This is a genomic window from Serratia sp. H1w (genome assembly GCF_000633355.1).
In the GTDB taxonomy this organism is placed as follows: Bacteria; Pseudomonadota; Gammaproteobacteria; order Enterobacterales; family Enterobacteriaceae; genus Chania.
The window spans coordinates 1-26,737 of sequence record NZ_AYMQ01000080.1; the positions used below are offsets into that span (position 1 = coordinate 1).

The following is a 26,737-nucleotide window of genomic DNA, read 5'->3' on the forward strand; positions in this document are numbered from 1 at the left end:
CATTGAATACTTGACCCATTTGCAAACAATATGGAAAATTAACTAAAGATCACGTCCCACCGAAAGGTTCGGTAACAATAACAAAAAGAGAGCAACGGACTATAAGTGAATCACACCCTGACATTTTTGATAATATCAAAGGGTTACCGACATTTAGAGCTAGTACTTTTAAAACCATATGCCGTGACTGTAATAGTACGCTCCTCAGTCAATTTGATAAAGAGATATGTGCGGTAACAAAATCGATAACATCAAAAGTAAAAGACTATTTCACTTTAGCCAATAAAATATATCCTTATATTGAAGTCCCTTTTGATTCAAAAAAGTTTACAAGAGGTATGATCGGTCACATATTATCAGCATCTTCAATAAAAGCATGCCTTAGCCCAATTCCAGACAGTCCTTTCTTTTCACCATTACGAGACTATGTTTCAGGGAAAACTGTAACATTCGAAGATACTCATGATATATACTACTGGTTCTACCCTCACACTACTCATATCAGTGCTCAAGGTTTAGCATTCTTTAATGAAGGGCATATATGTGAGTGTTCACTACTTCATTTTTTCCCCATCGCATTCCTCATTACCTTGAAGGGGCAAGGAACATTTCCCGCCCACGCACAAAGACTCAAACTTAATGATGAGAAAATTCGTTTTCACATGAGTGTATATAATATTTCTTTCAGTTCATTTCCTTTTGTTGAATTAAAAGGAAATCAAATGCTTGCATTCAACGATGAGTTTACCTGCATTAGTTATCCAATAAAAAATGATTAAATGGAACGCTTGTCAGGAACAAACCACATGGCTTAACGACACGTAAAATTTATTAAATCCACATGGCTTCTTAATTCATTTTCAATAGAAATTAACTCAATGAATTACAAAAATCATTGAAGTATCTTTGCGAAAAAGGAATCTCGAATTTTAATCATGACGTTTTAATTACACATTGTATATTAAGAGTCTATCTCAATAGGCGATAAAAACAGCACTCAGAAAAGTAAATTTTGATGCTCAGAGCCATATAATCCGGCGTTCTGGTTACAACCAGACACCAGTTGGAAGCAGTATTCTATTACCTATTGAGATAGGCTCTAAGTGCTTCAACTTTAAAATGCATAGGTAATCCCTTTAACTTTTCATTTAAAATATTTCAGGGCTGGTTTATTAAATTTTAGCAACCTAAAGGCCAGTTACCTTAGAAGCAATTTATTCATGAAGTAATAATCTACATTTTAAAAGCGTAAGTACTCAATTTTTTATTACCTTTGCTCGGCTTACGAGTTTTTTTACTAACTCATACCCATTCGGAATATCTTGCTGTAGTGGCTTTGGGATTACATTACATGGCATCTCAAAGTTAATAATCGCTGTATAATTAATTCCTTTAGCTATTAAGCAGTTCATGTTATCCTCTGATATAGCCATTGGTATTTCAGTCATTCCTTTTAATTTCATCCAACATATTCTATGCCTACCATCAATAACCTTTATTTCTTCATTTCCATTTATTTTAATTAGTGGAATATAGAATATATTCAAAGGCTCACCTTTAACAATCCACTCTGACCTGGGTTCATCACTTAGTTCAGATATCAACCTATCAACATCATCACTTTTCTGCAAACTGTTATACAGTAAGTTAGTATTTATTAGAACAGTATAATAAGACGATTCGATTTTGTTAGCTAAATAATACTTCATATTTTTACCCCATTTTATAAACTTTATTTTTAACAATTGAAGATTTTTATATTTATCCTTCAATTTACATTTTTATTTATCTATCAATCATCTTAGAAAAAATTTAATGTAATACTGGATAGTTTTCACTTTTACATTTTATTGGTTAGCCTCTATGTCAGTACTTTCAATAAGTACTCCCAGTGGATTTAGTCAGTACTGTGCCAGTACTTTCAACAAGTACTATCCCAGTGGATTTAGTCAGTACTGTGCCAGTACTTTCAACAAGTACTATCCCAGTGGATTGAGTCAGTACTGTGCCAGTACTTTCAGTAAGTACTCCCCAGTAGATTCAATACTTGAAATAATTTTAAATGACTTGAAATGCGATCTTTGTTTTAGTACATGCTCTGGCCGCAGGGCAAGTATGTACTAAAACAAAATTGCCGGTGATTTGCCTTAGCAAATCGACGTTTAAAACATTATGTAAGCTTTGAAAACAACTCATCATGTCGAGTTGCCAAGGCAACCCGCCATATTAAGTTATTTCGCAAAAAACATACGGAAAACACTAAATTCAACTCGCTAAAGCGAGCTAAATTTAGTGTTTTCCTTTGTTTTATTGCTTTCATTTTAAAATAGCTAAGAAATCCCTCTATTATATAGAAGGTTATATTAGTTTTTATGAATACCAGTGCGATTAGAAGCAGAGATGCAACCATGTACATAGCTACTTACTTTTATTTTCTAATTGGCTCAACTGAAATTTGATTTTTGAATTGGTTAAAGTCTACGTCTTTGTACTCTTTGTTTTTACGTTGTTTCCCTTCCCATTTGTGGTACTTTATCATACTGTCAGCTTTGTTATTGTTCTTGGTTTTCCAATTGCCAAATCTGTTTTTAAGTTCTTTTGGGGCGTTAATTCCTGAAGGGCGACCTCCAATTGATTTAGTACTCTTTAAACCTAACTCAATCTTTTCAACTGTTCCTGAAGGTATAGAATATGCTTGATCTGAATCATATACATATACTGTGACACGTTCCGCACTACTATAATCACGAATTTTAGAGCGATATACAAATTGGTATAGCGTTTCGGTTTCATATTCTTGCACCATATCCTCAAGTGTAAAGTCAAATAAATCAGATAAATATGCTTCACTATTAGGATGAGCATTCATTGCTGCTATAAAGACACATACTTTCTTATCTTTTAAATTATTCATACCGCGTTGATTGGGGGTGATCTTAGTACCACGTAATGTGAATAAACTGCGATCATTTGAAGTCCAAAAGAAATCTATATCTTTTAACTCGTTTTCCAGAAATTTCATTACAACTTTAACGTTGCTATCCAATTCATCCACAAGCATTTTTTTAGATAAACCACGATCATATTTGGTTGTATCAAAAAAGTACTTTACATCAATACGTGAATCATTAGCATTAAACTCTTCTTGTTTATCAAGTTTAAAGTCAATCTTTTCAAATATGTGATTCCAACGCTTATATAAAAGTGACTTTTCAAAGTCATTACTCATGTAAGTAATATCAATACCTGCATTAACATATTTGGTTAGATCATACCACCCTGCAATAACTAACTGTTTTACTTTACCAGTCAATGAATCACCTAAAAGCACTGCCTGATGATAGAACCTCATCTCACGATAAACCTTGTAAAACCCTTTGGTATCATCTGATAAATTTATTTCATTATTGATAGTAACTGACTTATATTTGAAATTTACAGGATCATTTTCATCACCACTTATTTCCACATAATCACTTGAGGTAATGAATATTTTGTTATAGATACTCAGTATTTCTTCTTGGTCATCACTACCTATACCACGAACTATCAGACTACAAAACTTGTTACAATCATCAATCCAGATTTTCCAGTCCTTTAATAAACAAGGATCTATTCGATAAAACATTTTTTCTGTAATCATTACTATATGGGAAGTTTTTTCAGATAGACTCTTTTTTATACGTGGTAGTAGAGCTTGATTTTTAGTAAAATCATCATCTGATGAAACCACTACTTTTACATTATCACAGAACTTTTTGTAATCGGATTTGAATTGATTTATTAACTGTTTGGTAGGCATCACTACTAAATGAAAATTACCTAAAGTTTCAATTTCATTTTTTATCTCTGATGTAGCATAAACGCCTTTGCCACTGCCACATTTACTACTCAGATACTTTAATTTACTACTCATTTGTAAATACTCCCACTGACAATCAACCCTTACTGTCAGTTTACTTTGTCATATATATAGTCCTCCATAAGGATTAATAGGATTGTGACGGTTATTATAATTACTACATATCATAGAACATTGTTATAATTTATTAATTTGTGCTGTTGTATATACTTGGGGTTAATTAATACATTTTAAATTCATCAACATTGATTTATACACAAAAAATGGGGTTGGTCATCGCATAAAGACAACACATTCTCACTCCAATGAATGTCGACATTATAACACAAAAGTTTTTTTCGTTTCATTTATTTTCAACAAGCCTGGAAGTCAGGGGCGTTAAAAAATACGTAACATTGCTGGTTGCTGATTTCGTGCATACGATAGAAAACAGCTAATTTTCCCGTCAACGTAAATGAAAAAGTATTTTCACTATATAAAGTCTAAATTTCCTTGTTCCATTTTAAGTAGTATTAATAGTCTCATAAGGAAGTACTAAAATAGGCAATGCATATATTACGAAAAGTAGTTCTCTTTGAGGATACATCGTAGATACTTTTTAAGTTTTGTACATTTACTCTGACAAAGTTAGAAGATACATCTTTAAAAACGCTCTGTAAGCCATTATACGGTTGTTTTTCGAAAGTTTGATGGTATTCACTCTGAAATTCTTAAACCTCATAGTGAGCGTCCTACAATAGATTTGTCTCATACCCACAAGCAATCGTGACTAACCAGCCTGCTTTACAAGATTGGCACGAACAAATCCCGCACTCTGTTAGCCACTATTCAGTACTTTCGTAAGCTCTAACAAGCAGCCAAACCCACAGCAACATAGCCACTGACCTGTGACTTCAGCTCTGTACCGAAATGTGGTACATTTTGTGTGTACTATGCAGTACTGGTGCAGCTTCATGTCCCGAAAAATGGGAGTACTTTGAGGACGTTTTGGCTATAATAGAACAACCTCATCTCTAACTACTTGATTAGTAGTTAAAAGTACTCCCACAGTGGAAATGCACGCTTTCAGTACATTTCAGTTGTGCTCAATCTGCTTTTAAAGCAGATTGATGATTTCCTTAAGTTTTCCTAAATCACTGACTTGCTTACCGTATCGTGAATAGGTAATTCCTGTGTTGGATAAATGACCGAGTAGTGCACCTGCGTACTGTTCAGGAATTCCGGCATTTTTAAAGGTGGTGGCGGCGTAATGCCGTAATGAATGGAATTCCGGCACATCTAACGCCTTTCTGAACTGACTAAACCAACTGATAAAGTATTGTGAATGCCTTTTTTTATTGCGGGTTTCAGGGAAAAGCAATTCTTGTCCTTTTTTACTTTCAAAATAGTTCCAAAAGCCCGCATTTATTAATGAGTCGTGAATTGGAACGAATCTTCTGCTACTGGGTGTTTTTAGTTGTTGTGATGTGTGAGTATTATCTATCCGAAAACACCATAAACCGTCTATCTGCTGAATATCATCAAGATATAGTTGGCAAATTTCATTAGCCCGCAAGCCGCTATAACTACCGATCAATATTACCCAGCGTTTCCAAGCCGCTTCAGCAGTACAAACATCCCTTAGCTTTGCCACTTGGTCTATGGTGTAGGCATCCCGTTTTTCAGATACTGGAACATTATCTTTGATCGATAATCCTTGAAATGGATTTTTTATTTCAATCTCACTTCGTCTGTTCATCCAGAGGAAAAAACCACCAATTTTAGATACGTATTTGTTACGCGTTGGAATCGCTGACGTAAGTTGATCGATGAAGAGTGCTGCCTGCCGCTTACTGAATGGATCTTTAGTAAAAGCAAGATATCCCCGAATGTTACTTTCTATCGCTCCTAATTCTTGTACTCGAACTTGGCTTTGCTTAATTTTTAAGTACTGATCAAGTTCTTGCTCAATGTTGGGTGTTTTGCGGGATGGAGCTTTACTATGAGCCACCTTGGCTTCTAAACCCATCTCTTGCAGTGTTTGTAATGATTCAAGCAGGGTTAACACTTGCTTTGATGTATCCATCATGAGCGGTGTAAGATTTTCTTGATACTTGGCGATACGTTTTTTCGCTTCAGATTTCGAGCGTGTACGCAATGAACGCCGGATCTCTCTACGTTTACCAGATGGAAGAACATTTACTTTTCGGTAATACCAGATGCCATGTCGACTCAGCATAAGAGATGCCATTGAAAGTACTCCTTGGTGTCACAACTGAAATGTACTGAAAGCGTGCATTTCCACTGTGGGAGTACTTTTAACTACTAATCAAGTAGTTAGAGATGAGGTTGTTCTATTATAGCGGACTCTTTTGTGATTTCCCGTCCTTTTCATCATTGAACCGCAGCCTGGCCGATAACAGCAACATTTCCAGAATAATCCCCTAAGCAGTGAAGTTTCCTCCCCACCTGCCGATAACTTCCCCAAATAATAACGGTCCAGCCCTGGCTGACCCACCCTTTTGCCTCCTCTACATCTGAAGCTACTTTTTTTCTAAAGCCGGGAAACACGCATGTTAAATAAGATCACCGTTAAGGCCGGGCTGATTGCCCTGTTGAGCCTGATGACGTTGCTGTTGATTGTTGTCAGCACTATCGGGGTAAAAGCGATTAATGAAGGCTCGCGTTCGCTACAGATTCTAAACCAGATCCTTGGGGAAGAGCTTGGGTCGTTGGCCAACAGCTCCAACCTGGCGCTACGGGCCAGAACGGCCGCCTCGCTGGCGGTACGCCAACGTGAGATTGGTCAGATTGCGGTCGCTGATGCCTCGGTAGGGCGTATCTATGGCTATCTGGATCAGTCGAAAAAGGAGATGGCGCGCTTTGTCGATGTGGGGACCGTGACGGAAAGGGGGCGCCAATTCTCTTTGCGTATGCAGGCCAGCTATCGCGCCTATCTGGAACAGGGCATTGCGCCGATGGCCGCAGCGATAAAAGCGGGCAAACTGGATGACTATTATGCCATTCAGGAAAACCACATCTCTAAATTGAGCATTGCCTTTGAAGCCGATCTCAGCGAGTTTCGGGCATTTGCGATGGAGATTGGCCAACAGCATGTTCATGAAGCCGAAAGTAATGCCAGCACCAAAATTATCCTGATCGTCGCCGCCGGGCTGCTTAGCGTGTTACTGGCGGTGCTGGCCTGGTTTGCGCTGCGATTGATCTTGCTGCGCCCGTTGGATGAGTCGATAGTCCAATTGGAACATATCGCCGCAGGGGATCTGACCCACGAAATTACCGGTGCGGGCGATACTGAAATGGGGCGCCTGGTGCGTGCTCTGCAACGTATGCAGCAGTCGCTGGTGATGTCGGTCAGCAAAGTCCGTGACGCCAGCAGCCAGATTGACACCGGCTCACGCGAGTTGGCTGCGGGTAACGTTCATCTGGCGCAGCGCACGGAGGAATCGGCCGCTTCCCTGGAACAAACCGCCGCCAGCATGGAGCAGTTGACCTCTACGGTGAAAATGAATGCCGAAAATTGCGAACAGGCCAACCAGTTGGCACTGAGCGTCTCCGATATTGCCGAGCAGGGCAGTGACGTGGTCAGCCAGGTGATGAGCAAGATGCAGGCCATTACCGACAGCTCCCGACGCATCGCCGACATTATCAGCGTGATGGACGGGATCTCCTTCCAGACCAATATTCTGGCGCTCAACGCGGCGGTAGAGGCGGCACGGGCCGGTGAACAAGGGCGTGGCTTCGCGGTGGTCGCTGGTGAGGTGCGCAGCCTGGCCCAGCGCAGTGCGCAATCGGCCAAAGAGATCAAAGGGCTGATCGAAGTTTCACAACACCGCGTGCGGGAAGGTGAACAGATGGCGGCGACTGCGGCGAAGACCATGAACGGCATTACGGGGGAAGTCGGGCGCGTTACGGCACTGATGCGTGAAATCTCGGCGGCAACTCGCGAGCAAAGTAGCGGTATTGAGCAGGTTAACCTGGCGGTAGTGCAGATGGATCAGGTGGCGCAGCAGAATGCGGCATTGGTGGAAGAATCGGCAGCGGCAACGCGTTCCCTGGAAGAACAGGCTCAGGCATTGTCACAAAGCATGGCGGTATTCAAACTGTGATACGAAGGGGCGGTAGATACCGCCCCTGATTTATCGTGCTTATTCGTCTGGGAATTCGGCAATAAAGCGCTCTGCGTCTTCTACCATCGACTGAGTACCGACGAAGAATGGCGCACGCTGGTGCAGCTGTTGCGGCACGATATCCAGAATACGGTTTTTACCATCGCTGGCTTTACCGCCGGCCTGTTCGGCCAGGAATGCCATCGGGTTGCATTCGTACAGCAGGCGCAGCTTACCCTGAGGGTGGCTGGCGGTGCTTGGATAGATATAGATGCCGCCTTTGAGCAGGTTACGGTGGAAGTCGGCAACCAGTGAACCGATATAGCGTGAGGTATAAGGGCGCTGCGTCGCTTCATCCTGCTCTTGGCAGTATTTGATGTATTTCTTCACCCCGAGCGGGAACTTGATGTAGTTACCTTCGTTGATGGAATACATATTGGCTTTTTCCGGGAAGCGAACTTTCTCGTGGGAGAGGCAGAACACCCCCAGAGATGGATCGTAGGTAAAGGCATGCACGCCATAACCGGTGGTGTACACCAGCATGGTAGAGGAGCCATAAACCACATAGCCGGCCGCGACCTGGGCATGGCCAGGCTGCAGGAAATCTTCTTCGGTGACTGGCGTGCCAATCGGGGTGATGCGGCGATAGATAGAGAAGATCGTCCCGACCGAGACGTTCACATCAATGTTGGACGAACCGTCCAACGGATCCATCAGCACTACATACTTGCCATTCTCAGCTCGCTCGCCGTCGAAAATCACGATCTCGTCTTCTTCTTCCGAAGCGATGCCCGCAACTTCACCACGCGCCTTCAACGCTGCCTTCAGCTTCTCGTTCGCGAACAGGTCCAGTTTCATCTGAACTTCGCCCTGAACGTTCGAAATGCCGTTAGTCCCCAGGATATCAACCAAACCTGCCTTGTTGATATCACGGTGAATGATTTTGGCACCCAGTTTAATGGCAGAAAGTAATGAGGTCAGCTCACCAGTGGCGTGAGAGAAGTCGTGTTGTTTCTCGACGATAAATTCGCCTAACGTTTTCATGACACAATCCCTGAATCTACGGATGGATAGCGGCTTGTTAACATACCGCCAACGTTTTCGACAGCAGTGTAGCCCAAAGCAAGTTGCGATTCATAGGCAAATCCATTTCTTCTGAGCGATTCAGAGCGCTAGAATAGGCAGTAAATCGATGCACTAAAATGAGAAACCTAATGCGCATACATATTCTTGGGATCTGCGGCACCTTTATGGGTGGGCTGGCCATGTTGGCTCGTTCACTGGGGCATGAGGTGACCGGTTCAGATGCCAACGTCTATCCTCCGATGAGCACCTTGCTGGAAAAACAGGGGATCGATTTGATCCAGGGTTACGATCCTTCTCAGTTGGATCCGGCTCCGGATCTGGTGATTATCGGCAATGCCATGAGCCGTGGTAATCCTTGCGTAGAAGCGGTACTGGAACGGAGTATTCCTTACGTTTCCGGCCCTCAGTGGCTGCATGATTATGTGCTGCGCGATCGCTGGGTGCTGGCGGTAGCGGGAACGCACGGTAAAACCACCACTGCCGGCATGGCAACCTGGATCCTGGAAGCCTGCGGCTACCAGCCGGGTTTTGTGATCGGCGGCGTACCGGGCAATTTTGATGTATCGGCTCGTCTCGGCGGCAGCCCGTTCTTTGTCATCGAAGCCGATGAGTATGACTGTGCCTTCTTCGATAAACGTTCCAAGTTCGTGCATTACTGCCCGCGTACGCTGATTATGAACAACCTGGAATTCGATCATGCCGATATCTTTGACGATCTGAAAGCGATCCAGAAGCAGTTCCATCACCTGGTGCGTCTGGTGCCAGGCCAAGGCAAGATTATCCTGCCGGAAAACGACACTCATCTGAAACAGGTGATGGCGATGGGCTGCTGGAGCGAACAGGAGTGGGTCGGGGAAGGGGGCGCATGGCGTGCGCACAAACTGACAACGGATGCCAGCCATTACGAAGTGTTCCTCAACGGCGAGAAGGTGGGTGAGGTTAACTGGTCGCTGGTGGGTGAACACAACATGCATAACGGCCTGATGGCGATCGCCGCCACACGCCATGTTGGTGTCCAGCCAGCCGATGCCTGCCGTGCGCTGGGTGACTTTATCAATGCGCGTCGTCGTCTGGAATTGCGCGGCGAAGCCAATGGTGTCACCGTTTATGACGATTTTGCCCATCATCCGACCGCCATTTTGGCTACCCTGGCGGCACTGCGTGGCAAAGTGGGCGGCACGGCGCGCATTCTGGCCGTGCTGGAGCCACGCTCAAACACCATGAAAATGGGGATCAGCAAAAACGATCTGGCTCCTTCACTGGGCCGTGCCGACGAAGTGTTCCTGTACCAGCCTCACCATATCCCGTGGCAGGTAGCGGAAGTGGCCGAAGCTTGTGTCCAGCCCGCACACTGGAGTGCCGATCTGGATTCGTTGGTAGAGATGATCGTCAAAACCGCGCAGCCTGGCGACCATATTCTGGTGATGAGCAACGGCGGGTTTGGCGGCATTCATGACAAACTGCTGGCAGGGTTGGCGAACAAGGCCGAACCGAAAGAAACCTACTAACAACGTTTATCTGCATGGGCGCGGAACGCTGCGCCTCTACAACAAACGTTATCCGGCCGCTGATGCGGCCTTTTTTGCGCCCATAAAAAAGCCCTCGCGAGCGAGGGCAATGGGGTTCGTCGGATAGGACGACGACAATTTCCGAGGATAATAGCATTTACCTGAGAACTCGGCAGTGGCAGTGACGAGGGTAGTCAGTTCAGTAAATGCGACCTCGGTTTATTACTTGTAGATTTCAGCCGTTGCGTGCCAGTTGCCATTTTCATAGGCTTCAATCACACGGTAGGCTTTGGCCCCTTGCTGGTCCGCTTTATCAGACAGCGCCTGACGGATATCAGAAGGTGCGCCACCCACGCCGCTAGCGGTGATAGTGCCGACAGATTGCAGGTTGCTTGCTTGGGCATCAGTCACCAGGTTAGCTGCAGAAGCACCGAAAGAAACGGCAGACAGCAGGCTAAGTGCAACGAGAGTAGTTTTCATGTTCATGATACTTGGATCCTTAATCGTTCAGAGATAACGGCCTGGAAGGGCTTGATCGCGTTTTTTATACTTGAAGGCAGTTATCTGTTTAGTTTTTTACCAGAGAGTTGCTGTGCGCTAAGCACCTAACATATTGTACTTATTTATAAATTTCTGCGGTAGCGTGGTAGTTACCTTCGCTACGAGCTTCGATGACACGGTAAGCGGTCGCGCCTTGGGCATCGGCTTTGGCAGACAGCGCCTGACGGATATCAGAAGGTGCTGCACCCACGCCGCTGACGGTGATAGTACCGGCAGATTGCAGTTTTTCAGCCTGAGTTGCATCGATGGATTGTGCTGCGAATGCACCGAAAGACAGCATGGACAGCAGGCTAATGGTTGCTACGGTAGTTTTAATTTTCATGATTTATCCTCTTCGTATTCTTTTATCAGTTCCAATGAACTGTGATTTACGTCACGAAAATGAGTATACATCTAGTAACGGCAAAAATTAATAGCTAGCTAACAGTTTCTAGTGAAACTTTATTGGGGTGAGTGTGACTTTTAATAACCTAATGGAATAAAAAGCGGCGATAAAATGCACTTTCGATGTTAAATTTATGTAATTTCAATGAGCTAAGTGCTTTTGACTAAAAGTGCGGAAACTTCCAGTCACTATCACTAGCTACACAAAAATGTCATTGATATGTGCTGTAGGTCGGCTTATTGGCAGTTTTAAACGTGGTAGGCACGGCGGAAGAAGTAACGGAAGGGTTAATAAAGGATGAACAGCCCGCGACGGAAAGCCGCAGGCTGTGCTGAAGGCATCAAAGTTCCTGTTCGAACAACGAAAGGATGGCTTCAAACAGTTGGCGCGCAGTAAAGGAGCTGGCCGGGGTGACAAAAATAGTGTCGTCACCGGCAATGGTGCCCAGGATCCCTTCGGATTTGCCCAGTGAGTCCAACAGGCGGGCAATCAGCTGCGCAGCGCCAGGGCTGGTATGGATCACCACCACTGCGTCGTTATGATCCACGTCCAGCACCAGATTCTTCAGTGGGCTGGTGGTGGTAGGGACACCGAGTTCGGCCGGAAGGCAGTACACCATCTCCATCTTGGCATTACGCGTGCGCACTGCACCGAACTTGGTCAGCATGCGAGAGACCTTGGATTGGTTAATGTTCTCGAAGCCTTCTTCTTGCAGCGCCAAAACGATCTCGCCTTGAGAACTGAATTTTTCTTCTTTCAATAACGCCTTAAACGCCTTGATCAGATCTTCCTGCTTTGCGGGATTACGCATTTTGCACCGTGGAATGTTGGTAATAGAGTTGATTATTATGCATATAAATGCATTTTTATGCAATATGGAGGCTGGCTGGAAAAGTAAAAATGCCCAGACAGAAAGGCAAGGGAGCGATTTTAACAAAATCCGTAGCCCATGAATATGCCCTTTCGGCGCGGGAAGCGAGCCAGCTCTCCGGTAACGAAAATGTTATTAAAATGATGTTGTTCTGATGTTACGTAAGGGTGTAATGTAACCGCCGGTTAACGCATTCGTGAAAAGCCAGGCACTATTTTCGATTAGTGTGCGCTATGCCCTTAATGCATAAGCTTTTTACTTTAAAATGCTCGCAACATCGGCCATTTTATTGCGCCAGATCTAAAACCGACTGTTAAGAGGTTGTTTTTAAAGGCGTGATAAATTAAGGTCCGTGACCAAAGAATTCACGGCGCTTTTATATTTAAGACAATAAAGGAGTATAGGATGAAAGTTGCAGTTCTCGGTGCTGCTGGCGGTATTGGCCAGGCCCTCGCCCTTCTACTCAAGACCCAGCTTCCTTCAGGTTCTGAACTCTCCCTCTACGACATTGCCCCTGTTACCCCAGGCGTTGCCGTTGACTTAAGCCACATCCCAACCGCAGTTAAAATCAAAGGCTTCAGCGGTGAAGACGCGACCCCTGCGCTGCACGGTGCGGACGTGGTGCTGATTTCTGCTGGCGTTGCGCGTAAACCAGGGATGGATCGTTCCGATCTGTTCAACGTTAACGCTGGCATCGTTCGCAACCTGATCGAGCAAGTCGCTAAAACCTGCCCGAAAGCGTGCATCGGTATTATCACCAACCCGGTGAATACCACGGTGGCGATTGCGGCAGAAGTGTTGAAGAAAGCCGGTGTGTACGACAAAAACAAACTGTTCGGTATCACATCATTGGATATTATCCGTTCCAACACCTTCGTTGCGGAACTGAAAGGCAAACAACCGGAAGCGCTGGACGTACCGGTGATTGGTGGCCACTCCGGCGTGACCATCCTGCCTCTGCTGTCGCAGATCCCAGGCGTGAGCTTTAGCGATCAGGAAGTGGCTGATTTGACCAAACGTATCCAGAACGCGGGTACTGAAGTGGTTGAAGCCAAAGCCGGTGGCGGTTCTGCAACCCTGTCTATGGGCCAGGCGGCGGCACGTTTCGGTCTGTCTATGGTGCGTGCGCTGAGCGGTGAGCAAGGCGTAGTAGAGTGTGCCTATGTGGAAGGGGATGGCAAATATGCCCGCTTCTTTGCACAACCACTGCTGCTGGGTAAAAACGGCATCGAAGAGCGTAAAGACATCGGTACCCTGAGTGCCTTTGAGCAAAAGGCCCTGAGCGAAATGCTGGACGTACTGCATAAAGATATCGAGCTGGGCGAGAAGTTTATCAACAACTGATCCCTCTGTTCGCCAAGAGTTAAATAAGCCGCCGGGTCATATCCGGCGGCTTTTTTCGTTTTTTCATGATTTGATTCGGCTTTTCCGATCCAGTAGATGGTGGGTACGCGGATCAAAGTACCTGCTCGGCCAGATCTCCGCCGGGTGTATGTTCAGAGCATCGGCAATCAACCACTCTCCTTTTGGCCAGGGGCGTGACAGCGCGTTGGCCAACGTCGATGAACTCAACCCTGCCTCTCGGGAAACCGCTGCCAGAGTGGTCCCTCTCTTCTTCAAAGCCGCGATGACGTCTGCTGGATGCCAATCTGGGTCCCGTGAATTCATATCTTCATTCCTTTTTTGATTAGAGAAAGTTCTGTTAGTGGTATAACTAACAGGTCAGAATTAATCGTTTGAACAACGCGACACGTTTATTCAGAAACTAGGATACCACCAAGTTTCCCAAAAATACCTTATGGTTTCTGAAAAATTTGTATTGCCACACTATTGTCCCGAGATCATGGCTATGAAAAACGAGTGGTTTGCTGCCAAGGAGCTGATAGGCATCGCAGGATTACCTTCCTCCACACAGGGAATCAACCTGATGGCTCGGCGTGAAAATTGGCTCAGTCGCCGCCGCAAAGGCGTGCAGGGCAAGGCGCTGGAATACCATATCGACAGCCTGCCAGGCGGTGTCAAGAGCCTGTTGGCATTGCGGGAAGAACCCGCGATTTATCAAGCCGAACGCCAGGATCCGTTGGCGTTGTGGATCGAATACTACTATCACCTTTCAGACAGTGAGCGCGGCAAAGTGATGGCATTCTTGATGCGTGAAGGGGTGGACAGCCTGCTGACCTGGATTGCTGAAAAGAATAAACAGTGAATCATTTCGGCCCTCTTAGTCGGCCACTATTTGTTGGGGCGTCGCTGGTTGCGCCCGATTAACCGCATGTCGTGCCCGCCTGGCTTTATTCGCGATCTGAACTCTACTTTCTCTGCTTTCCTCCCTTTTTTATAAGACTTTCTTGAGTATTTATGGCGGTTTTTTGTGATCGGCAATAGCTGAGTTAGTGTTATAACTAACGCATTGGCATTAATGGTTTGTGCAACTCAAACAGCCGATAAGTCAGTCAGGGTTACGCCGAGATCAAGGAGTAGGGGAATGGACAAGGAGTGGTTTACCGCCGAAGAACTGAAAAACCAGGGTGAATTAGGCAGTTCCCCGCAGGGCATCAATAAACGGGCACGTGAGAACAACTGGCTATGGCAGCGGCGTTATGGCAAGCAGGGAGTGGCTAAGGAGTATCACATTAGCTGCCTGCCTCTCTCGACCCAAAATGCGTTGTATCCCCAGCGGTATCCTCTTGCCGCAGAGAAACCCGCAGCGTATACCCCGCTTTATGATGGCGATCCTTTAGTCCCCTTGCAGGGTTATCTGGCGGGAATGAAACCAGACGAATATGCGGCTCTACTGGAATTCCTGGCGGAGAAAGGGACGGAGGGGCTAGTGGATTTAATTAGCAAGGCAAATAAATAGGCCTGCATCGCAGGCCTAGTTGAATATTTAGAAACTTAAGTTTCTTAAAAGTCTCGTTGAACCGCCAGGTGCGCTAATCCTTCCAGCGCGGTGCGATAAGGAGAGACGGGCAAAATCTGCAAGGCGGCTATCGCCTTGTCCGCTTCTTCTTCTGCGCGTTGACGTGTATAGGTGAGTGAACCACATTCCTGCATGGTAGCCAGAACTGGCTCCAGCAGATGGCGGCCATTGCCCTGTTCAATCGCACCGCGGATCACCGCAGACTGCTCAGCATTGCCGTTATGCATCGCATGCAGCAAGGGCAGCGTCGGCTTCCCCTCGTTCAGGTCATCGCCGGTATTTTTACCCAGGGTGACGCCGTCTGCACTGTAGTCCAACAGATCGTCAATTAGCTGGAATGCCGTACCAAGATAGCGGCCATAGTCTTGCAATGCCTGCTCTTCGGCCGGGCTGGCTTCGGAGAGGATGGCTGAGGACTGGGCTGCTGCCTCAAACAGGCGAGCGGTTTTACTGTAAATGACCCGCATATAGTTTTCTTCAGTGATATTTGGGTCGTTGACGTTCATCAACTGCAGCACTTCACCTTCGGCGATCACGTTGACCGCTTCGGACATCACTGCCAGCACGCGCAGTGATTCCAGGCTGGTCATCATCTGGAAGGCACGCGTATAAATGAAGTCACCCACCAACACGCTGGCGGCATTGCCAAACGCCGCATTGGCGGTCGCTTTGCCACGGCGCATGTCGGACTCATCCACCACGTCATCATGCAGCAGGGTCGCGGTATGGATGAACTCTATCAGGGCAGCAACGGCAATGTGTTTCTCGCCTTGATAGTGCAAGGCCCGCGCCGCCAGAACGGCGATCATCGGGCGAATGCGCTTACCGCCACCGCTGATTATGTAATAGCCAAGTTGATTGATGAGCGTGACATCGGAATTCAACTGTTCGAGAATTGTTGCGTTCACGGCCGCCATATCTTGCGCGGTTAACTCAGTAATTTGTTCTAGGTTCATTGTATTTTTTTCAGCTGTGTTTCTGTTGACCGCGATGAGAACGCTGCTCACATCGGTACATGGCGGTAGCTGCTCACATCGGTACATGGCGGTAACTGTCACCTTTGATTGTACTTGAAAATCGGCCCAGATAAACGCCGAGAGAGAAACTGTGTTTTTTTTCTTCTTTTTTCACCTTCTGACCCTAATCTGCTCTTGTCATATGCGGAGTTATTGCGTAGAATTCGCGCCCTATTGTGAATATTTATAGCGCGCTCTGTACTGAACAGTTGGGCACGCGGAAAGCGGAGTTTTATATGTACGCGGTTTTCCAAAGTGGTGGTAAACAACACCGAGTAAGCGAAGGTCAAACCGTTCGCTTGGAAAAGCTGGACATCGCAACTGGTGAAGCGGTTGAGTTTGACCAGATTCTGATGATCGCTAATGGCGAAGATATCAAAATCGGCGTTCCTTTCGTCGATGGCGGTAAGATCAAAGCTGAAGTGGTTGCTCACGGTCGTGGCGAAAAGATCAAGATTGTTAAGTTTCGTCGTCGTAAGCACTACCGTAAGCAGCAGGGTCACCGTCAGTGGTTCACTGATGTTAAAATCACCGGCATCAGCGCTTAAGTTAGGAGAGCGGATTAATGGCACACAAAAAGGCTGGCGGCTCGACTCGTAACGGTCGCGATTCAGAAGCTAAACGTCTGGGCGTAAAACGCTTTGGCGGCGAAGCAGTACTGGCAGGCAGCATCATCGTTCGTCAGCGCGGCACCAAATTCCACGCTGGTACCAACGTGGGTTGCGGCAAAGACCACACTCTGTTTGCTTTGAAAGACGGTAAAGTCAAATTCGAAGTTAAAGGCCCGAGCAATCGTAAATTTATCAGCATCGAAGCTGAATAATTTTTCGAGCCTTACGAAATAGATGTTAAGCCCCGCAATTCGTTGCGGGGCTTTTTACATTTATAGATTGCTTGTGCTTTGCGGCACAACGCACAGACAGTGAGAAGATGGATACAAAACAGCAGGCTGGCGTTGGTATTTTTCTGGCGGTCACCACAGCGGTTTGCTGGGGCGCATTGCCTATTGCGATGAAAGAAGTGCTGGTCGTGATGGAGCCGTTTACCGTCGTCTGGTACCGCTTTACGATTGCCGCTATCGGCCTGGGGGTGATCCTGGCGGTACGCGGTCGTTTACCCCCGGTGAAAATGTTCCGTCAACCCCGCTGGTTGCTGTTACTGGCGATCGCCACCGCCGGGTTGTTGGGCAACTTTGTCTTCTTCAGTTCTTCGCTGCAATATTTGAGTCCGACGGCCTCGCAGGTTATCGGCCAACTCTCGCCGGTGGGCATGATGTTCGCCAGCGTATTGATCCTGAAAGAAAGGATGCGTATCACTCAGGTGATTGGCGCTCTGATGCTGATCTGCGGGCTGATGCTGTTTTTCAACGTCAGCTTGATCGAGATCTTCACTCAGTTTACAGACTACACGCTCGGTGTGTTGTTGGGCGTGTGTGCGGCCATGGTTTGGGTGACCTATGGCGTGGCGCAGAAAGTATTACTGCGTCGATTGGCCTCACCGCAGATCCTGGTATTGTTGTACACTTTATGTGCGATCGCGTTGTTCCCGTTGGCCAAGCCGGCGGTGATTTTCCAGCTCAGTGGTTGGCAATTGGCCTGCCTACTGTTCTGTGGTGCTAACACGCTGATTGGTTATGGTGCGCTGGCGGAAGCGATGGCGCGCTGGCAGGCGGCGCAGGTGAGTGCGTTAATCACGCTGACTCCCTTGTTTACCCTGCTTTTTTCAGATTTATTGGCGCTGGCCTGGCCACAGGTATTTACCGCCCCGGCATTGAATGTCGTCGGCTATGTAGGTGCTTTTGTGGTGGTTGCAGGCGCCATGTTTTCCGCAATTGGTCACCGTTGGTGGCCGCGACGGGCAGAAACCAACCTGGTTGCTTCTTTGAAGCCGCCCGGTGAATGAGTTACGGAGACGGTAAATGAAGTTTGTAGATGAAGCGACGATCCTGGTCGTGGCAGGTGATGGCGGTAATGGTTGCGTCAGCTTCCGCCGCGAAAAATACATCCCGAACGGTGGGCCAGATGGCGGCGACGGCGGCGACGGCGGTGACGTCTACCTGATCGCAGACGAAAACCTGAATACCCTGATCGATTACCGCTTTGTAAAATCCTTCCGTGCCGAACGTGGCCAGAATGGTCAGAGCCGTGATTGTACCGGTAAACGCGGTAAAGACGTTGAGATCAAAGTGCCGGTCGGCACCCGTGTACAGGATCAGGGCACCGGTGAGATCCTGGGTGATATGACCCGTCATCAGCAGCGTCTGATGGTGGCGAAGGGCGGTTGGCACGGCCTGGGCAACACCCGTTTCAAATCCTCGGTAAACCGTGCTCCGCGCCAAAAAACGCTGGGTACCAAGGGCGAGATGCGCGATATCCAACTGGAGCTGTTGCTGCTGGCGGATGTGGGCATGCTGGGCCTGCCGAATGCCGGTAAGTCGACCTTTATTCGTGCGGTGTCTGCTGCCAAGCCAAAAGTGGCGGACTATCCGTTCACCACGCTGGTACCGAGCCTGGGCGTGGTACGTATGGACCATGAACAAAGCTTCGTGGTCGCAGACATTCCTGGCCTGATCGAAGGGGCACATGAAGGGGCTGGCCTGGGGATCCGATTCCTGAAGCACCTGGAGCGTTGCCGCGTGTTGCTGCATCTGGTCGACATCGCACCGATCGATGAATCCGATCCGGTAGAGAATGCCAAGGTCATCATCAACGAGCTCAACCAGTACAGCGAAAATCTGTCGCACAAGCCGCGCTGGCTGGTGTTCAACAAAGTTGACCTGCTGGACGAGGAAGAAGCTGCCGAACGCGCCAAGGCGATCGTAGAAGGCATGGGCTGGGAAGGTAAATACTACATGATCTCTGCCGCGAACCGCGAAGGCGTTAACGCGCTGTGCTGGGACGTGATGAACTTCATCAATACTCAACCGAAAGCCATGGCGATCGAAGAAAGCGCACCGGAAAAAGTCGAGTTCATGTGGGACGATTATCACCGTGAGCAACTCGCTGAAGTGGAAGCCGAAGCGGACGACGATTGGGATGATGACTGGGATGAAGATGACGACGAAGGCGTCGAAATCGTTTACCAGAAGTAATTCTGTGGCGTAAAAATCAAGGGCTCAGTTCAAAACTGGGCCCTTGTTGTTTATTGAGACGGATGAGTCCCACACAGTGTTCCAGGTACATGCTGCGCCCGGGTTATTGATCCAAAATATTGTAGGGCAACCAGCATTGTGCATTCAGGCCAGTAGCATCGGTGCGGTTTTCCAACCGTAGACAGCCGCGGTGCAGCTGAACGATACGGATCACGATATTCAATCCCAGCCCGCTGCCGCCGTAACGCTGATCCATCCGGCGAAATGCCTGAGTCAACTCTCCGGCCAGCTCTGGTTTGATACCCGGCCCTTCATCGAGCACCTGCAACCGCTGCCCGTTATTTTCAGGGGTGAGCTGAACATGGATGGCACTATTTTCGGGACCATAACGATGCGCATTCTCCACCAGATTCCGTAGCATTAGGCGTAGCAACACCGGATCGCCATGCGTGGGGGCGTTAGCAGGCAGTTGCCAGACAATCTTTTGCCCACGCTGAGCCGCTAGCTCTTCTAACTCTTCCTGCAAGGGTTGGATCACGTTGCTCACCCAGTCAAACTGCTGGTAATGGCCACTGGCGAAATCCTGCCCGGCGCGCGACAGCATCAGCAATTGTTCAACCACGTGCATTAGTTGGTCAATGCGGTCGATCAGCAGCTTACTGCCCTGAACTCCCTGCTGTTCCATCAGTTCCAGATGCAGACGGATCCCTGCCAGCGGCGTGCGTAATTCATGGGCCGCATCGGCAGTAAATAGCCTCTCTTGCTGGATGGTATGGTCCAGGCGTGAAAATAGCTGGTTGAGGGCATTGGTGACCGCCACCATCTCCAGGCTGTCGCTGGTGATGGGCAACGGGGTCAGATTATCTGCCGAGCGTTTCTCCAACTTTTCCTGCAATTGATTAAGCGGGCGGATGATCCAGCTGATGGCCCAGAAAGAGGCCAGCAGGGTCACCACCATCATGATCAGCGAAGGGGCAAGCAGTGAAGCGATCGCTTCGGCAATCTCGGTATCGACCCGCTCGTTGCGCACTTTGGCCGACAGGGTTTCGTCCACTAGGAAACTGATCTGCTCCTGGCTTTCGTGCCATAGCCAAAACGCGCTGATGAGCTGGGTGACCAGCAGGATCAGCGCTAACATCAGCAGCAAACGACGGCGCATGCTAATCAAGATGCGGGCTCCAAACGGTAACCGATGCCACGTACGGTGCGGATGCGATCTTTGCCCAGCTTGCGACGCAGGTTGTGCATATGGACTTCGAGGGTATTTGAGCCCAGATCGTCGTTCCAGGTATACAGATCCTGTTGTAACAGCTCACGGTTGACGGTTTGCCCGGCCCGCATCATCAGACGTGACAGAATGGCAAACTCTTTCGGCGTGACGTCTATCGCCTGCTGTTGCAGATAGACCTGTTGGCTGGACAGGTTGAGCGTCAAGTCGTCCTGTTGCAGCAGGTTATCACTGTGGCCCTGATAGCGGCGGATCAATGCCCGCACCCGGGCTTGCAGCTCAATCAGCGCAAAGGGTTTGACCAGATAATCATCGGCACCGGCGTCCAGACCGTCGACACGGTCTTGCAACGCATCGCGTGCGGTGAGGATCAACACCGGTATGCTAATATGTTGACGACGCCACTGCCGCAGCAGGCTGGCACCGTCAAGATCGGGCAGGCCGAGGTCGAGGATCACCATGCTGTACTGGCTGGTGATGATCAGGCTATTAGCCTGCGCTGCGCTGGTCGCACAGTCACAGGCATAGCCTTCGTTGGACAAGGCCAACGCCAGGCCTTGCAGCAGCAGTTCATCGTCCTCAACAATCAGTAACTTCATATCCTTGGGCCTTAATTGTTCTGATAGATATCCCGATACAACCGGCTTTCGAAACGTACCAGCGGCACGCGGCGCTGTTTCTGATCTTCTGGTGGCACCGCGTAACCCGACAGATATTGGACAAAGGCCAGGCGTTGACCGCTGGCGGTAGTGATAAAGCCCGCCAGGTTGTAGACGCCCTGCAATGCACCGGTTTTAGCCGAAACCTTACCGTCAACTCCGGCCTCGTGCAGGCCACCGCGATAGCGTAGCGTGCCATCATAGCCAGCTAGCGGCAGCATCGAGATAAAGTTGAGCTCGCTGTCGTGTTGGGCAATAAATTGCAACGCCTGCATCATGGTTGCGGGGGCTATCAGATTGTGGCGCGACAGGCCGGAGCCGTCCACCACGATGCTGTTACCCAGATCGACCCCGGCCTTCTGGCGCAGAACCTGACGCACCGCGTCTGCTCCCGCGCGCCAGGTGCCCGGTACGCCGAAGCGTTCATGACCGATGGTGCGAAATACGGTGTCGGCAATCATGTTGTCCGACTTTTTCAGCATGATTTTCAGCAGGTCATGCAATGGAGCAGACTGCGTCTGGGCAATCACCGTCCCCGTCATGCCTGGCTGGGTTTGGCGTTTCAAATGGCCGCCGATCTGGATCCCGGATTTGACCAACTCATCTTTCAGGATAGCACCGGCATAGCTGGCCCCGTCCTGAATGGCGAACGCCAACGGCAACGGTTCACTGCGCTGGGTCAGGCATCCGGTCAAGGTAAAGCGGTTCAATTCGCCTGGTACCACATCCAGTTCACAATATTGGGCATCCGGCGAACCTTTCGCCAGCGTTCTTACCTGGCTGAACATATTCACCGGATAAAACGATGCCACACGAATAAACGCCATTTCACCGGGGTTCGGTGCGCTGTAAAGAGAAACCGAGAAACAGTTGCGATCGACAATTGCCGCCGCCGGTGGGGCGCTGAAACATTGGGTCAAATCGTTCCAGGGCCAGCCGGGCGCTTTGTCATGGCTGGCAAATACCGAGGTATCGACCAGTACGTCGCCGCTGATTTCGCGTACTCCCTGTTTTTTCAGTTCCGCCACCATATTGCGCAGATTTTGCCGCTTAAAGGTGGGATCTCCGCTGAAGCGGGCGATAAGATTGCCACGCAACACGCCATCCGTGATGTTGCCCTGACTTTCCAGTGTCGTGGTGAAGCGATAATCCGGTCCGAGCTGCAACAATGCCGCCAGCGCGGTAAGCACCTTCTGGGTGCTGGCCGGGAGTGCCATTTGCTGTGAGTGATAATCGATGGTCGGCGTAGTAGCGCCAATCTTCTGAACTATCAGGGCCAGGTTCGCCCCATCAGGCAAATATTGTGTGTAATCTTCAACCGGGGCCGCGTGGGCATTAATAGCTAATGCGCAGGCCAATACACTGACAATTCGTGAAAAACGCATAATCTCGGGGTAACAGCTGGATAACGTGCTGTCATACTACGGTGCATCAAGGGTTAAAGTAAACGATGACCCTTAAGGAACTCTAGGCTAAAATGCGTATCAAAATGCAAAATCGACGCTGACTTGGAGCAAACCTCCGAGCTCGGTTTCTTTTGTTTATCGCCTGGAGACGGAAGGCGCAACGCCTGCCGTAATTTCATACGAACACGTCAGGATGACGATAATGCCCTTGAGATGTCGCGCCGCGGTTGGCTAGCAAGAGCAAGGGTATATTTGAACAGGATAGATTTAGAGGTATTTAACGATGAAACAGATCCCGATGACCTTGTATGGCGCAGAACAGCTGCGTGAAGAACTGGAATATTTGAAAGGTGTGCGTCGCCCGAAAATCATTGCCGACATCGCCACCGCACGCGAGCATGGTGACCTGAAAGAAAACGCCGAGTACCATGCAGCCCGTGAACAGCAGGGTTTCTGTGAAGGGCGTATTCAGGAAATCGAGGCCAAGCTGTCCAATGCGCAGGTGATCGACATCACCAAAATGCCGCAGACAGGCCGCGTGATTTTTGGTGCTACCGTCTCGGTAATGAACCTGGATAGCGAAGATCAGGTGACTTACCGCATCGTTGGTGATGACGAAGCTGACTTTAAGAAAAATCTTATCTCCGTCAACTCACCGATGGCTCGTGGCCTGATTGGCAAAGAGCAGGATGATGTTGTTGTCATCAAAACTCCCGGTGGTGATGTAGAATACGAAATTCTGAAAGTGGAATATCTTTAATTTCGCCCGAGTTGGTTAAAAGTTCAGCAGGGTTTTGTAAAGAAAGGAAAAAGGCCGCAAGCGGCCTTTTATCTGAACGCGGCGCATGGCACCGTCTCAGCAAACAGATAGAGCGGATTAGCGCGGCAAAGTGATCTTGCGCTCTTTCGACGGGCGGTAAAGAATAAGCGTACCGCCGATCACTTGCACATTGCAGGCACCCGTTTCACGCACAATAGCGTCGGCGATCAGGGTTTTGGTTTCGCGATCTTCGGCAGCAATTTTTACTTTGATCAGCTCGTGATGCTCCAGAGCCTGCTCAATTTCAGCCAACACCCCTTCGGTGAGACCGTTATTACCCAGCATGACCACCGGTTTTAACGGATGTGCCAGGCCTTTCAGGTGTTGTTTTTGTTTATTATTCAGATTCATTGTCTTTTTTGCTTAAGTTGGGATTGAAAACGGTACATTCTACCGCCATCTCATGTGTATCACCAAATCGGTCTGCACCGAATTGAGTTTACGTGAGAAGCGAACCTGGCATGAGACTCTTTTTAGGATAGTTGGAATACTCGATGGCAAATAAAAAGCGTTCGGCCAGTTCCAGTCGCTGGCTACAAGAACACTTTAGCGATAAATATGTGCTCCAGGCGCAGAAAAAAGGGCTGCGCTCGCGCGCCTGGTTTAAACTTGATGAAATACAGCAAGGCGACAAACTGTTCAAGCCGGGTATGACAGTCGTTGATTTGGGGGCTGCACCGGGCGGCTGGTCGCAATATGTGGTAACCCAGATTGGTGGTAACGGGCGTATCATCGCCTGTGATATTTTACCGATGGATCCCATCGTTGGCGTCGATTTCCTTCAAGGCGATTTTCGTGATGAACTGGTCCTCAAAGCACTGTTGGAACGTGTAGGTGATAGTAAGGTTCAGGTAGTCATGTCTGACATGGCCCCGAATATGAGTGGCACCCCGGCGGTCGATATCCCAAAATCGATGTATCTGGTGGAATTAGCACTGGAAATGTGTCGTGATGTGCTGGCACCAGGCGGTAGTTTCCTGGTGAAGGTGTTCCAGGGAGATGGTTTTGACGAGTACCTACGGGAAATTCGCTCCCTGTTTACGAAGGTTAAGATTCGTAAGCCAGACGCTTCTCGCGCACGTTCGCGTGAAGTGTACATTGTAGCGACAGGGCGGAAACTGTAGTACCCTAACGCTGTTTGTTAACACAGTTGTAATATGAGGTTAATCCCTTGAGTGACATGGCGAAAAACCTAATTCTCTGGCTAGTCATCGCGGTCGTGTTGATGTCGGTATTCCAGAGCTTTGGGCCCAGCGAGTCTAATGGCCGTAGGGTGGATTACACCACCTTCATGTCCGAACTGACCCAAGATCAGATCCGTGAAGCGCGCATCAATGGGCGTGAAATCAACGTTGTCCGTAAAGACAGCAATAAATACACCACTTACATCCCGGTCAACGATCCGAAGTTGCTGGATACGTTGTTAACCAAGAACGTTAAAGTTGTCGGTGAGCCACCGGAAGAGCCAAGCCTGTTGGCTTCGATCTTCATTTCCTGGTTCCCGATGCTGTTGCTGATTGGCGTCTGGATCTTCTTTATGCGGCAGATGCAGGGCGGCGGCGGCAAGGGCGCGATGTCCTTCGGCAAGAGCAAGGCTCGTATGCTGACGGAAGACCAGATAAAAACCACTTTTGCCGACGTTGCAGGCTGTGACGAAGCAAAAGAAGAAGTGAGTGAACTGGTAGACTACCTGCGCGAACCGAGCCGTTTCCAGAAGCTGGGCGGCAAGATCCCGAAAGGCGTGCTGATGGTTGGCCCTCCGGGGACCGGTAAAACCCTGCTGGCGAAAGCGATTGCCGGCGAGGCCAAAGTGCCGTTCTTCACCATTTCCGGTTCTGACTTCGTTGAAATGTTCGTTGGTGTGGGTGCATCCCGTGTCCGTGACATGTTCGAGCAGGCCAAGAAAGCGGCACCGTGCATCATCTTTATCGATGAAATCGATGCTGTGGGCCGTCAGCGTGGCGCAGGTCTGGGCGGTGGTCACGATGAACGTGAGCAAACGCTGAACCAGATGCTGGTTGAGATGGACGGTTTTGAAGGCAACGAAGGCATTATCGTCATCGCGGCAACTAACCGTCCTGACGTATTGGACCCGGCGTTGCTGCGTCCAGGCCGTTTCGACCGCCAGGTGGTGGTTGGGCTGCCAGACGTGCGTGGCCGTGAGCAAATCCTGAAGGTGCACTCCCGTCGCGTACCGTTGGCACCAGATGTTGATGCTTCTGTGCTGGCACGTGGTACTCCAGGCTTCTCCGGTGCGGACTTGGCCAACCTGGTCAACGAAGCTGCGCTGTTTGCCGCACGTGGCAGCAAGCGTGTGGTGTCGATGGTAGAGTTCGAAAAAGCCAAAGACAAGATCATGATGGGTGCGGAACGTCGCTCTATGGTGATGACGGAAGCGCAAAAAGAATCAACCGCCTATCACGAAGCTGGCCACGCCATCATCGGCCGCCTGGTTCCTGAGCATGACCCGGTGCATAAAGTCACGATCATTCCTCGTGGCCGTGCGCTCGGCGTGACCTTCTTCCTGCCGGAAGGGGATGCGATCAGCGCCAGCCGTCAGAAGCTGGAAAGCCAAATCTCCACCCTGTACGGTGGCCGTCTGGCAGAAGAAATTATTTACGGGCCGGAAAAAGTCTCTACCGGTGCATCGAACGACATTAAAGTCGCGACCTCGATCGCCCGCAACATGGTGACCCAATGGGGCTTCTCTGAGAAGCTGGGGCCATTGCTGTATGCGGAAGAAGAAGGCGAAGTGTTCCTGGGCCGCTCCGTGGCCAAGGCGAAACACATGTCGGACGAAACCGCACGTATCATCGACCAGGAAGTCAAATCCCTGATTGAGCGCAACTATGTTCGTGCACGTGCGTTGCTGATGGAAAACATGGACATCCTGCATTCGATGAAAGATGCACTGATGAAATATGAAACCATCGATGCACCACAGATCGACGACCTGATGAACCGTAAAGACGTGCGTCCGCCAGCAGGTTGGGACGACGCGGCGAAAAGCAACAACTCCGACAACGGTGGCAAACCACAAGCCCCAACGCCGGTAGATGAGCCGCGTACACCAAACCCAGGCAACACCATGTCTGAACAGCTCGACAAATAACATCGGCTGTAGCGTAAAATAAAACCCCGGCCAGCCGGGGTTTTTTATTGCTGGCCGAAAAGGGCTGCCTCTCCCTTGGTGAGAGGGGCGGGGTGAGGCATCCTTA

26 protein-coding genes are annotated in these 26,737 nt (G+C 48.8%); 13 read left to right on the top strand and 13 right to left on the bottom strand.

The genetic code is table 11. The annotated features are described in order from the left end of the window. Positions 1 to 338 precede the first annotated feature (338 nt). Positions 339 to 779 (top strand): hypothetical protein, encoded by a 441-nt coding sequence (locus tag U869_RS32410; RefSeq protein WP_198530705.1) that lies wholly within the window; start codon positions 339 to 341, stop codon positions 777 to 779. A 477-nt stretch (positions 780 to 1,256) separates the two neighbouring features. Here U869_RS32410 and U869_RS0118665 read toward each other — a convergent pair whose 3' ends face one another. The 3 genes from U869_RS0118665 to U869_RS0118675 all read right to left on the bottom strand — a co-directional run bounded on the left by U869_RS0118665 (position 1,257) and on the right by U869_RS0118675 (position 6,092). Beyond that, positions 1,257 to 1,709, bottom strand: a complete 453-nt coding sequence (locus U869_RS0118665) for a hypothetical protein (RefSeq protein WP_025122921.1) — start codon at positions 1,707 to 1,709, stop codon at positions 1,257 to 1,259. 719 nt (positions 1,710 to 2,428) lie between these two features. After that, complete coding sequence (locus U869_RS0118670; protein WP_025122920.1) at positions 2,429 to 3,916, bottom strand: DEAD/DEAH box helicase family protein; 1,488 nt, start codon at positions 3,914 to 3,916, stop codon at positions 2,429 to 2,431. Between the two features lie 1,042 nt (positions 3,917 to 4,958). Then, entirely contained in the window at positions 4,959 to 6,092 is a 1,134-nt protein-coding gene (locus U869_RS0118675) for a site-specific integrase (protein WP_025122919.1), read from the bottom strand. 322 nt (positions 6,093 to 6,414) lie between these two features. Between U869_RS0118675 and U869_RS0118680 the strand changes: the two genes are divergently transcribed. Next, positions 6,415 to 7,968, top strand: coding sequence for a methyl-accepting chemotaxis protein (locus tag U869_RS0118680; protein WP_025122918.1), 1,554 nt, complete (start codon positions 6,415 to 6,417; stop codon positions 7,966 to 7,968). A 39-nt stretch (positions 7,969 to 8,007) separates the two neighbouring features. Here the strand turns inward: U869_RS0118680 and fbp are convergent, their stop codons facing one another. Next, positions 8,008 to 9,012 carry a class 1 fructose-bisphosphatase gene (fbp, locus tag U869_RS0118685; protein WP_025122917.1) on the bottom strand — a complete coding sequence of 335 codons (1,005 nt, stop codon included), beginning with the start codon at positions 9,010 to 9,012 and terminating at the stop codon, positions 8,008 to 8,010. A 170-nt stretch (positions 9,013 to 9,182) separates the two neighbouring features. On the opposite strand from fbp, the gene mpl reads away from it, so the two are divergent. Next, entirely contained in the window at positions 9,183 to 10,562 is a 1,380-nt protein-coding gene (gene mpl / locus U869_RS0118690; RefSeq protein WP_025122916.1) for a UDP-N-acetylmuramate:L-alanyl-gamma-D-glutamyl-meso-diaminopimelate ligase, read from the top strand. 222 nt (positions 10,563 to 10,784) lie between these two features. On the opposite strand, the gene yhcN (U869_RS0118695) is transcribed toward mpl, so the two are convergent. The 3 genes from yhcN (U869_RS0118695) to argR all read right to left on the bottom strand — a co-directional run bounded on the left by yhcN (U869_RS0118695) (position 10,785) and on the right by argR (position 12,319). Next, complete coding sequence (gene yhcN, locus U869_RS0118695) at positions 10,785 to 11,048, bottom strand: peroxide/acid stress response protein YhcN (RefSeq protein ID WP_021179031.1); 264 nt, start codon at positions 11,046 to 11,048, stop codon at positions 10,785 to 10,787. Positions 11,049 to 11,181: 133 nt separating this feature from the next. After that, complete coding sequence (yhcN, locus tag U869_RS0118700) at positions 11,182 to 11,445, bottom strand: peroxide/acid stress response protein YhcN (RefSeq protein WP_025122915.1); 264 nt, start codon at positions 11,443 to 11,445, stop codon at positions 11,182 to 11,184. A 403-nt stretch (positions 11,446 to 11,848) separates the two neighbouring features. Then, complete coding sequence (gene argR / locus U869_RS0118705) at positions 11,849 to 12,319, bottom strand: transcriptional regulator ArgR (protein ID WP_021179033.1); 471 nt, start codon at positions 12,317 to 12,319, stop codon at positions 11,849 to 11,851. 465 nt (positions 12,320 to 12,784) lie between these two features. Here argR and mdh point away from each other — a divergent pair, with 465 nt between their 5' ends. Further along, on the top strand, positions 12,785 to 13,723 hold the full coding sequence (gene mdh / locus U869_RS0118715) for a malate dehydrogenase (protein ID WP_025122914.1): 939 nt from the start codon (positions 12,785 to 12,787) through the stop codon (positions 13,721 to 13,723). Between the two features lie 63 nt (positions 13,724 to 13,786). On the opposite strand, the gene U869_RS0118720 is transcribed toward mdh, so the two are convergent. Next, positions 13,787 to 14,047 carry a helix-turn-helix transcriptional regulator gene (locus tag U869_RS0118720; protein ID WP_025122913.1) on the bottom strand — a complete coding sequence of 87 codons (261 nt, stop codon included), beginning with the start codon at positions 14,045 to 14,047 and terminating at the stop codon, positions 13,787 to 13,789. A 181-nt stretch (positions 14,048 to 14,228) separates the two neighbouring features. Between U869_RS0118720 and U869_RS0118725 the strand changes: the two genes are divergently transcribed. Next, entirely contained in the window at positions 14,229 to 14,585 is a 357-nt protein-coding gene (locus U869_RS0118725; protein WP_025122912.1) for a DNA-binding protein, read from the top strand. A 279-nt stretch (positions 14,586 to 14,864) separates the two neighbouring features. Beyond that, positions 14,865 to 15,239, top strand: coding sequence for a DNA-binding protein (locus tag U869_RS0118730; protein ID WP_025122911.1), 375 nt, complete (start codon positions 14,865 to 14,867; stop codon positions 15,237 to 15,239). 44 nt (positions 15,240 to 15,283) lie between these two features. Here U869_RS0118730 and ispB read toward each other — a convergent pair whose 3' ends face one another. Continuing rightward, positions 15,284 to 16,255: an octaprenyl diphosphate synthase gene (gene ispB, locus U869_RS0118735; RefSeq protein ID WP_025122910.1), complete on the bottom strand. Its 972-nt coding sequence runs from the start codon at positions 16,253 to 16,255 to the stop codon at positions 15,284 to 15,286. 296 nt (positions 16,256 to 16,551) lie between these two features. On the opposite strand from ispB, the gene rplU reads away from it, so the two are divergent. The 4 genes from rplU (at position 16,552) to cgtA (ending at position 19,406) form a co-directional block, all read left to right on the top strand. Beyond that, positions 16,552 to 16,863, top strand: a complete 312-nt coding sequence (gene rplU / locus U869_RS0118740) for a 50S ribosomal protein L21 (RefSeq protein WP_004955927.1) — start codon at positions 16,552 to 16,554, stop codon at positions 16,861 to 16,863. Between the two features lie 17 nt (positions 16,864 to 16,880). After that, positions 16,881 to 17,138 (top strand): 50S ribosomal protein L27, encoded by a 258-nt coding sequence (rpmA, locus tag U869_RS0118745; RefSeq protein ID WP_004933559.1) that lies wholly within the window; start codon positions 16,881 to 16,883, stop codon positions 17,136 to 17,138. Positions 17,139 to 17,245: 107 nt separating this feature from the next. Beyond that, entirely contained in the window at positions 17,246 to 18,217 is a 972-nt protein-coding gene (locus U869_RS0118750) for a DMT family transporter (RefSeq protein WP_025122909.1), read from the top strand. A 16-nt stretch (positions 18,218 to 18,233) separates the two neighbouring features. Continuing rightward, positions 18,234 to 19,406, top strand: a complete 1,173-nt coding sequence (cgtA, locus tag U869_RS0118755; RefSeq protein ID WP_025122908.1) for an Obg family GTPase CgtA — start codon at positions 18,234 to 18,236, stop codon at positions 19,404 to 19,406. 103 nt (positions 19,407 to 19,509) lie between these two features. Here the strand turns inward: cgtA and pmrB are convergent, their stop codons facing one another. Genes pmrB through dacB form a run of 3 tightly spaced genes read right to left on the bottom strand, consistent with a single transcriptional unit; the run spans position 19,510 to position 22,678 of the window. Continuing rightward, positions 19,510 to 20,574 (bottom strand): two-component system sensor histidine kinase PmrB, encoded by a 1,065-nt coding sequence (gene pmrB / locus U869_RS0118760; protein ID WP_025122907.1) that lies wholly within the window; start codon positions 20,572 to 20,574, stop codon positions 19,510 to 19,512. After that, positions 20,571 to 21,233, bottom strand: coding sequence for a two-component system response regulator PmrA (gene pmrA, locus U869_RS0118765; RefSeq protein ID WP_025122906.1), 663 nt, complete (start codon positions 21,231 to 21,233; stop codon positions 20,571 to 20,573). The genes pmrB and pmrA overlap by 4 nt, the downstream gene beginning before the upstream one ends. 11 nt (positions 21,234 to 21,244) lie before the next feature. Continuing rightward, positions 21,245 to 22,678, bottom strand: coding sequence for a serine-type D-Ala-D-Ala carboxypeptidase (gene dacB / locus U869_RS0118770; protein WP_025122905.1), 1,434 nt, complete (start codon positions 22,676 to 22,678; stop codon positions 21,245 to 21,247). A 304-nt stretch (positions 22,679 to 22,982) separates the two neighbouring features. Between dacB and greA the strand changes: the two genes are divergently transcribed. Beyond that, complete coding sequence (greA, locus tag U869_RS0118775) at positions 22,983 to 23,459, top strand: transcription elongation factor GreA (protein ID WP_025122904.1); 477 nt, start codon at positions 22,983 to 22,985, stop codon at positions 23,457 to 23,459. A 117-nt stretch (positions 23,460 to 23,576) separates the two neighbouring features. Here the strand turns inward: greA and yhbY are convergent, their stop codons facing one another. Next, entirely contained in the window at positions 23,577 to 23,870 is a 294-nt protein-coding gene (gene yhbY, locus U869_RS0118780) for a ribosome assembly RNA-binding protein YhbY (protein ID WP_025122903.1), read from the bottom strand. A gap of 143 nt (positions 23,871 to 24,013) precedes the next feature. On the opposite strand from yhbY, the gene rlmE reads away from it, so the two are divergent. Together rlmE and ftsH are read left to right on the top strand one after the other, a co-directional pair. Continuing rightward, a complete protein-coding gene (rlmE, locus tag U869_RS0118785; RefSeq protein WP_025122902.1) occupies positions 24,014 to 24,643 on the top strand; it encodes a 23S rRNA (uridine(2552)-2'-O)-methyltransferase RlmE in 630 nt (209 codons plus the stop codon). Positions 24,644 to 24,699: 56 nt separating this feature from the next. Beyond that, positions 24,700 to 26,631 carry an ATP-dependent zinc metalloprotease FtsH gene (gene ftsH / locus U869_RS0118790; protein WP_025122901.1) on the top strand — a complete coding sequence of 644 codons (1,932 nt, stop codon included), beginning with the start codon at positions 24,700 to 24,702 and terminating at the stop codon, positions 26,629 to 26,631. Positions 26,632 to 26,737 lie beyond the last annotated feature (106 nt).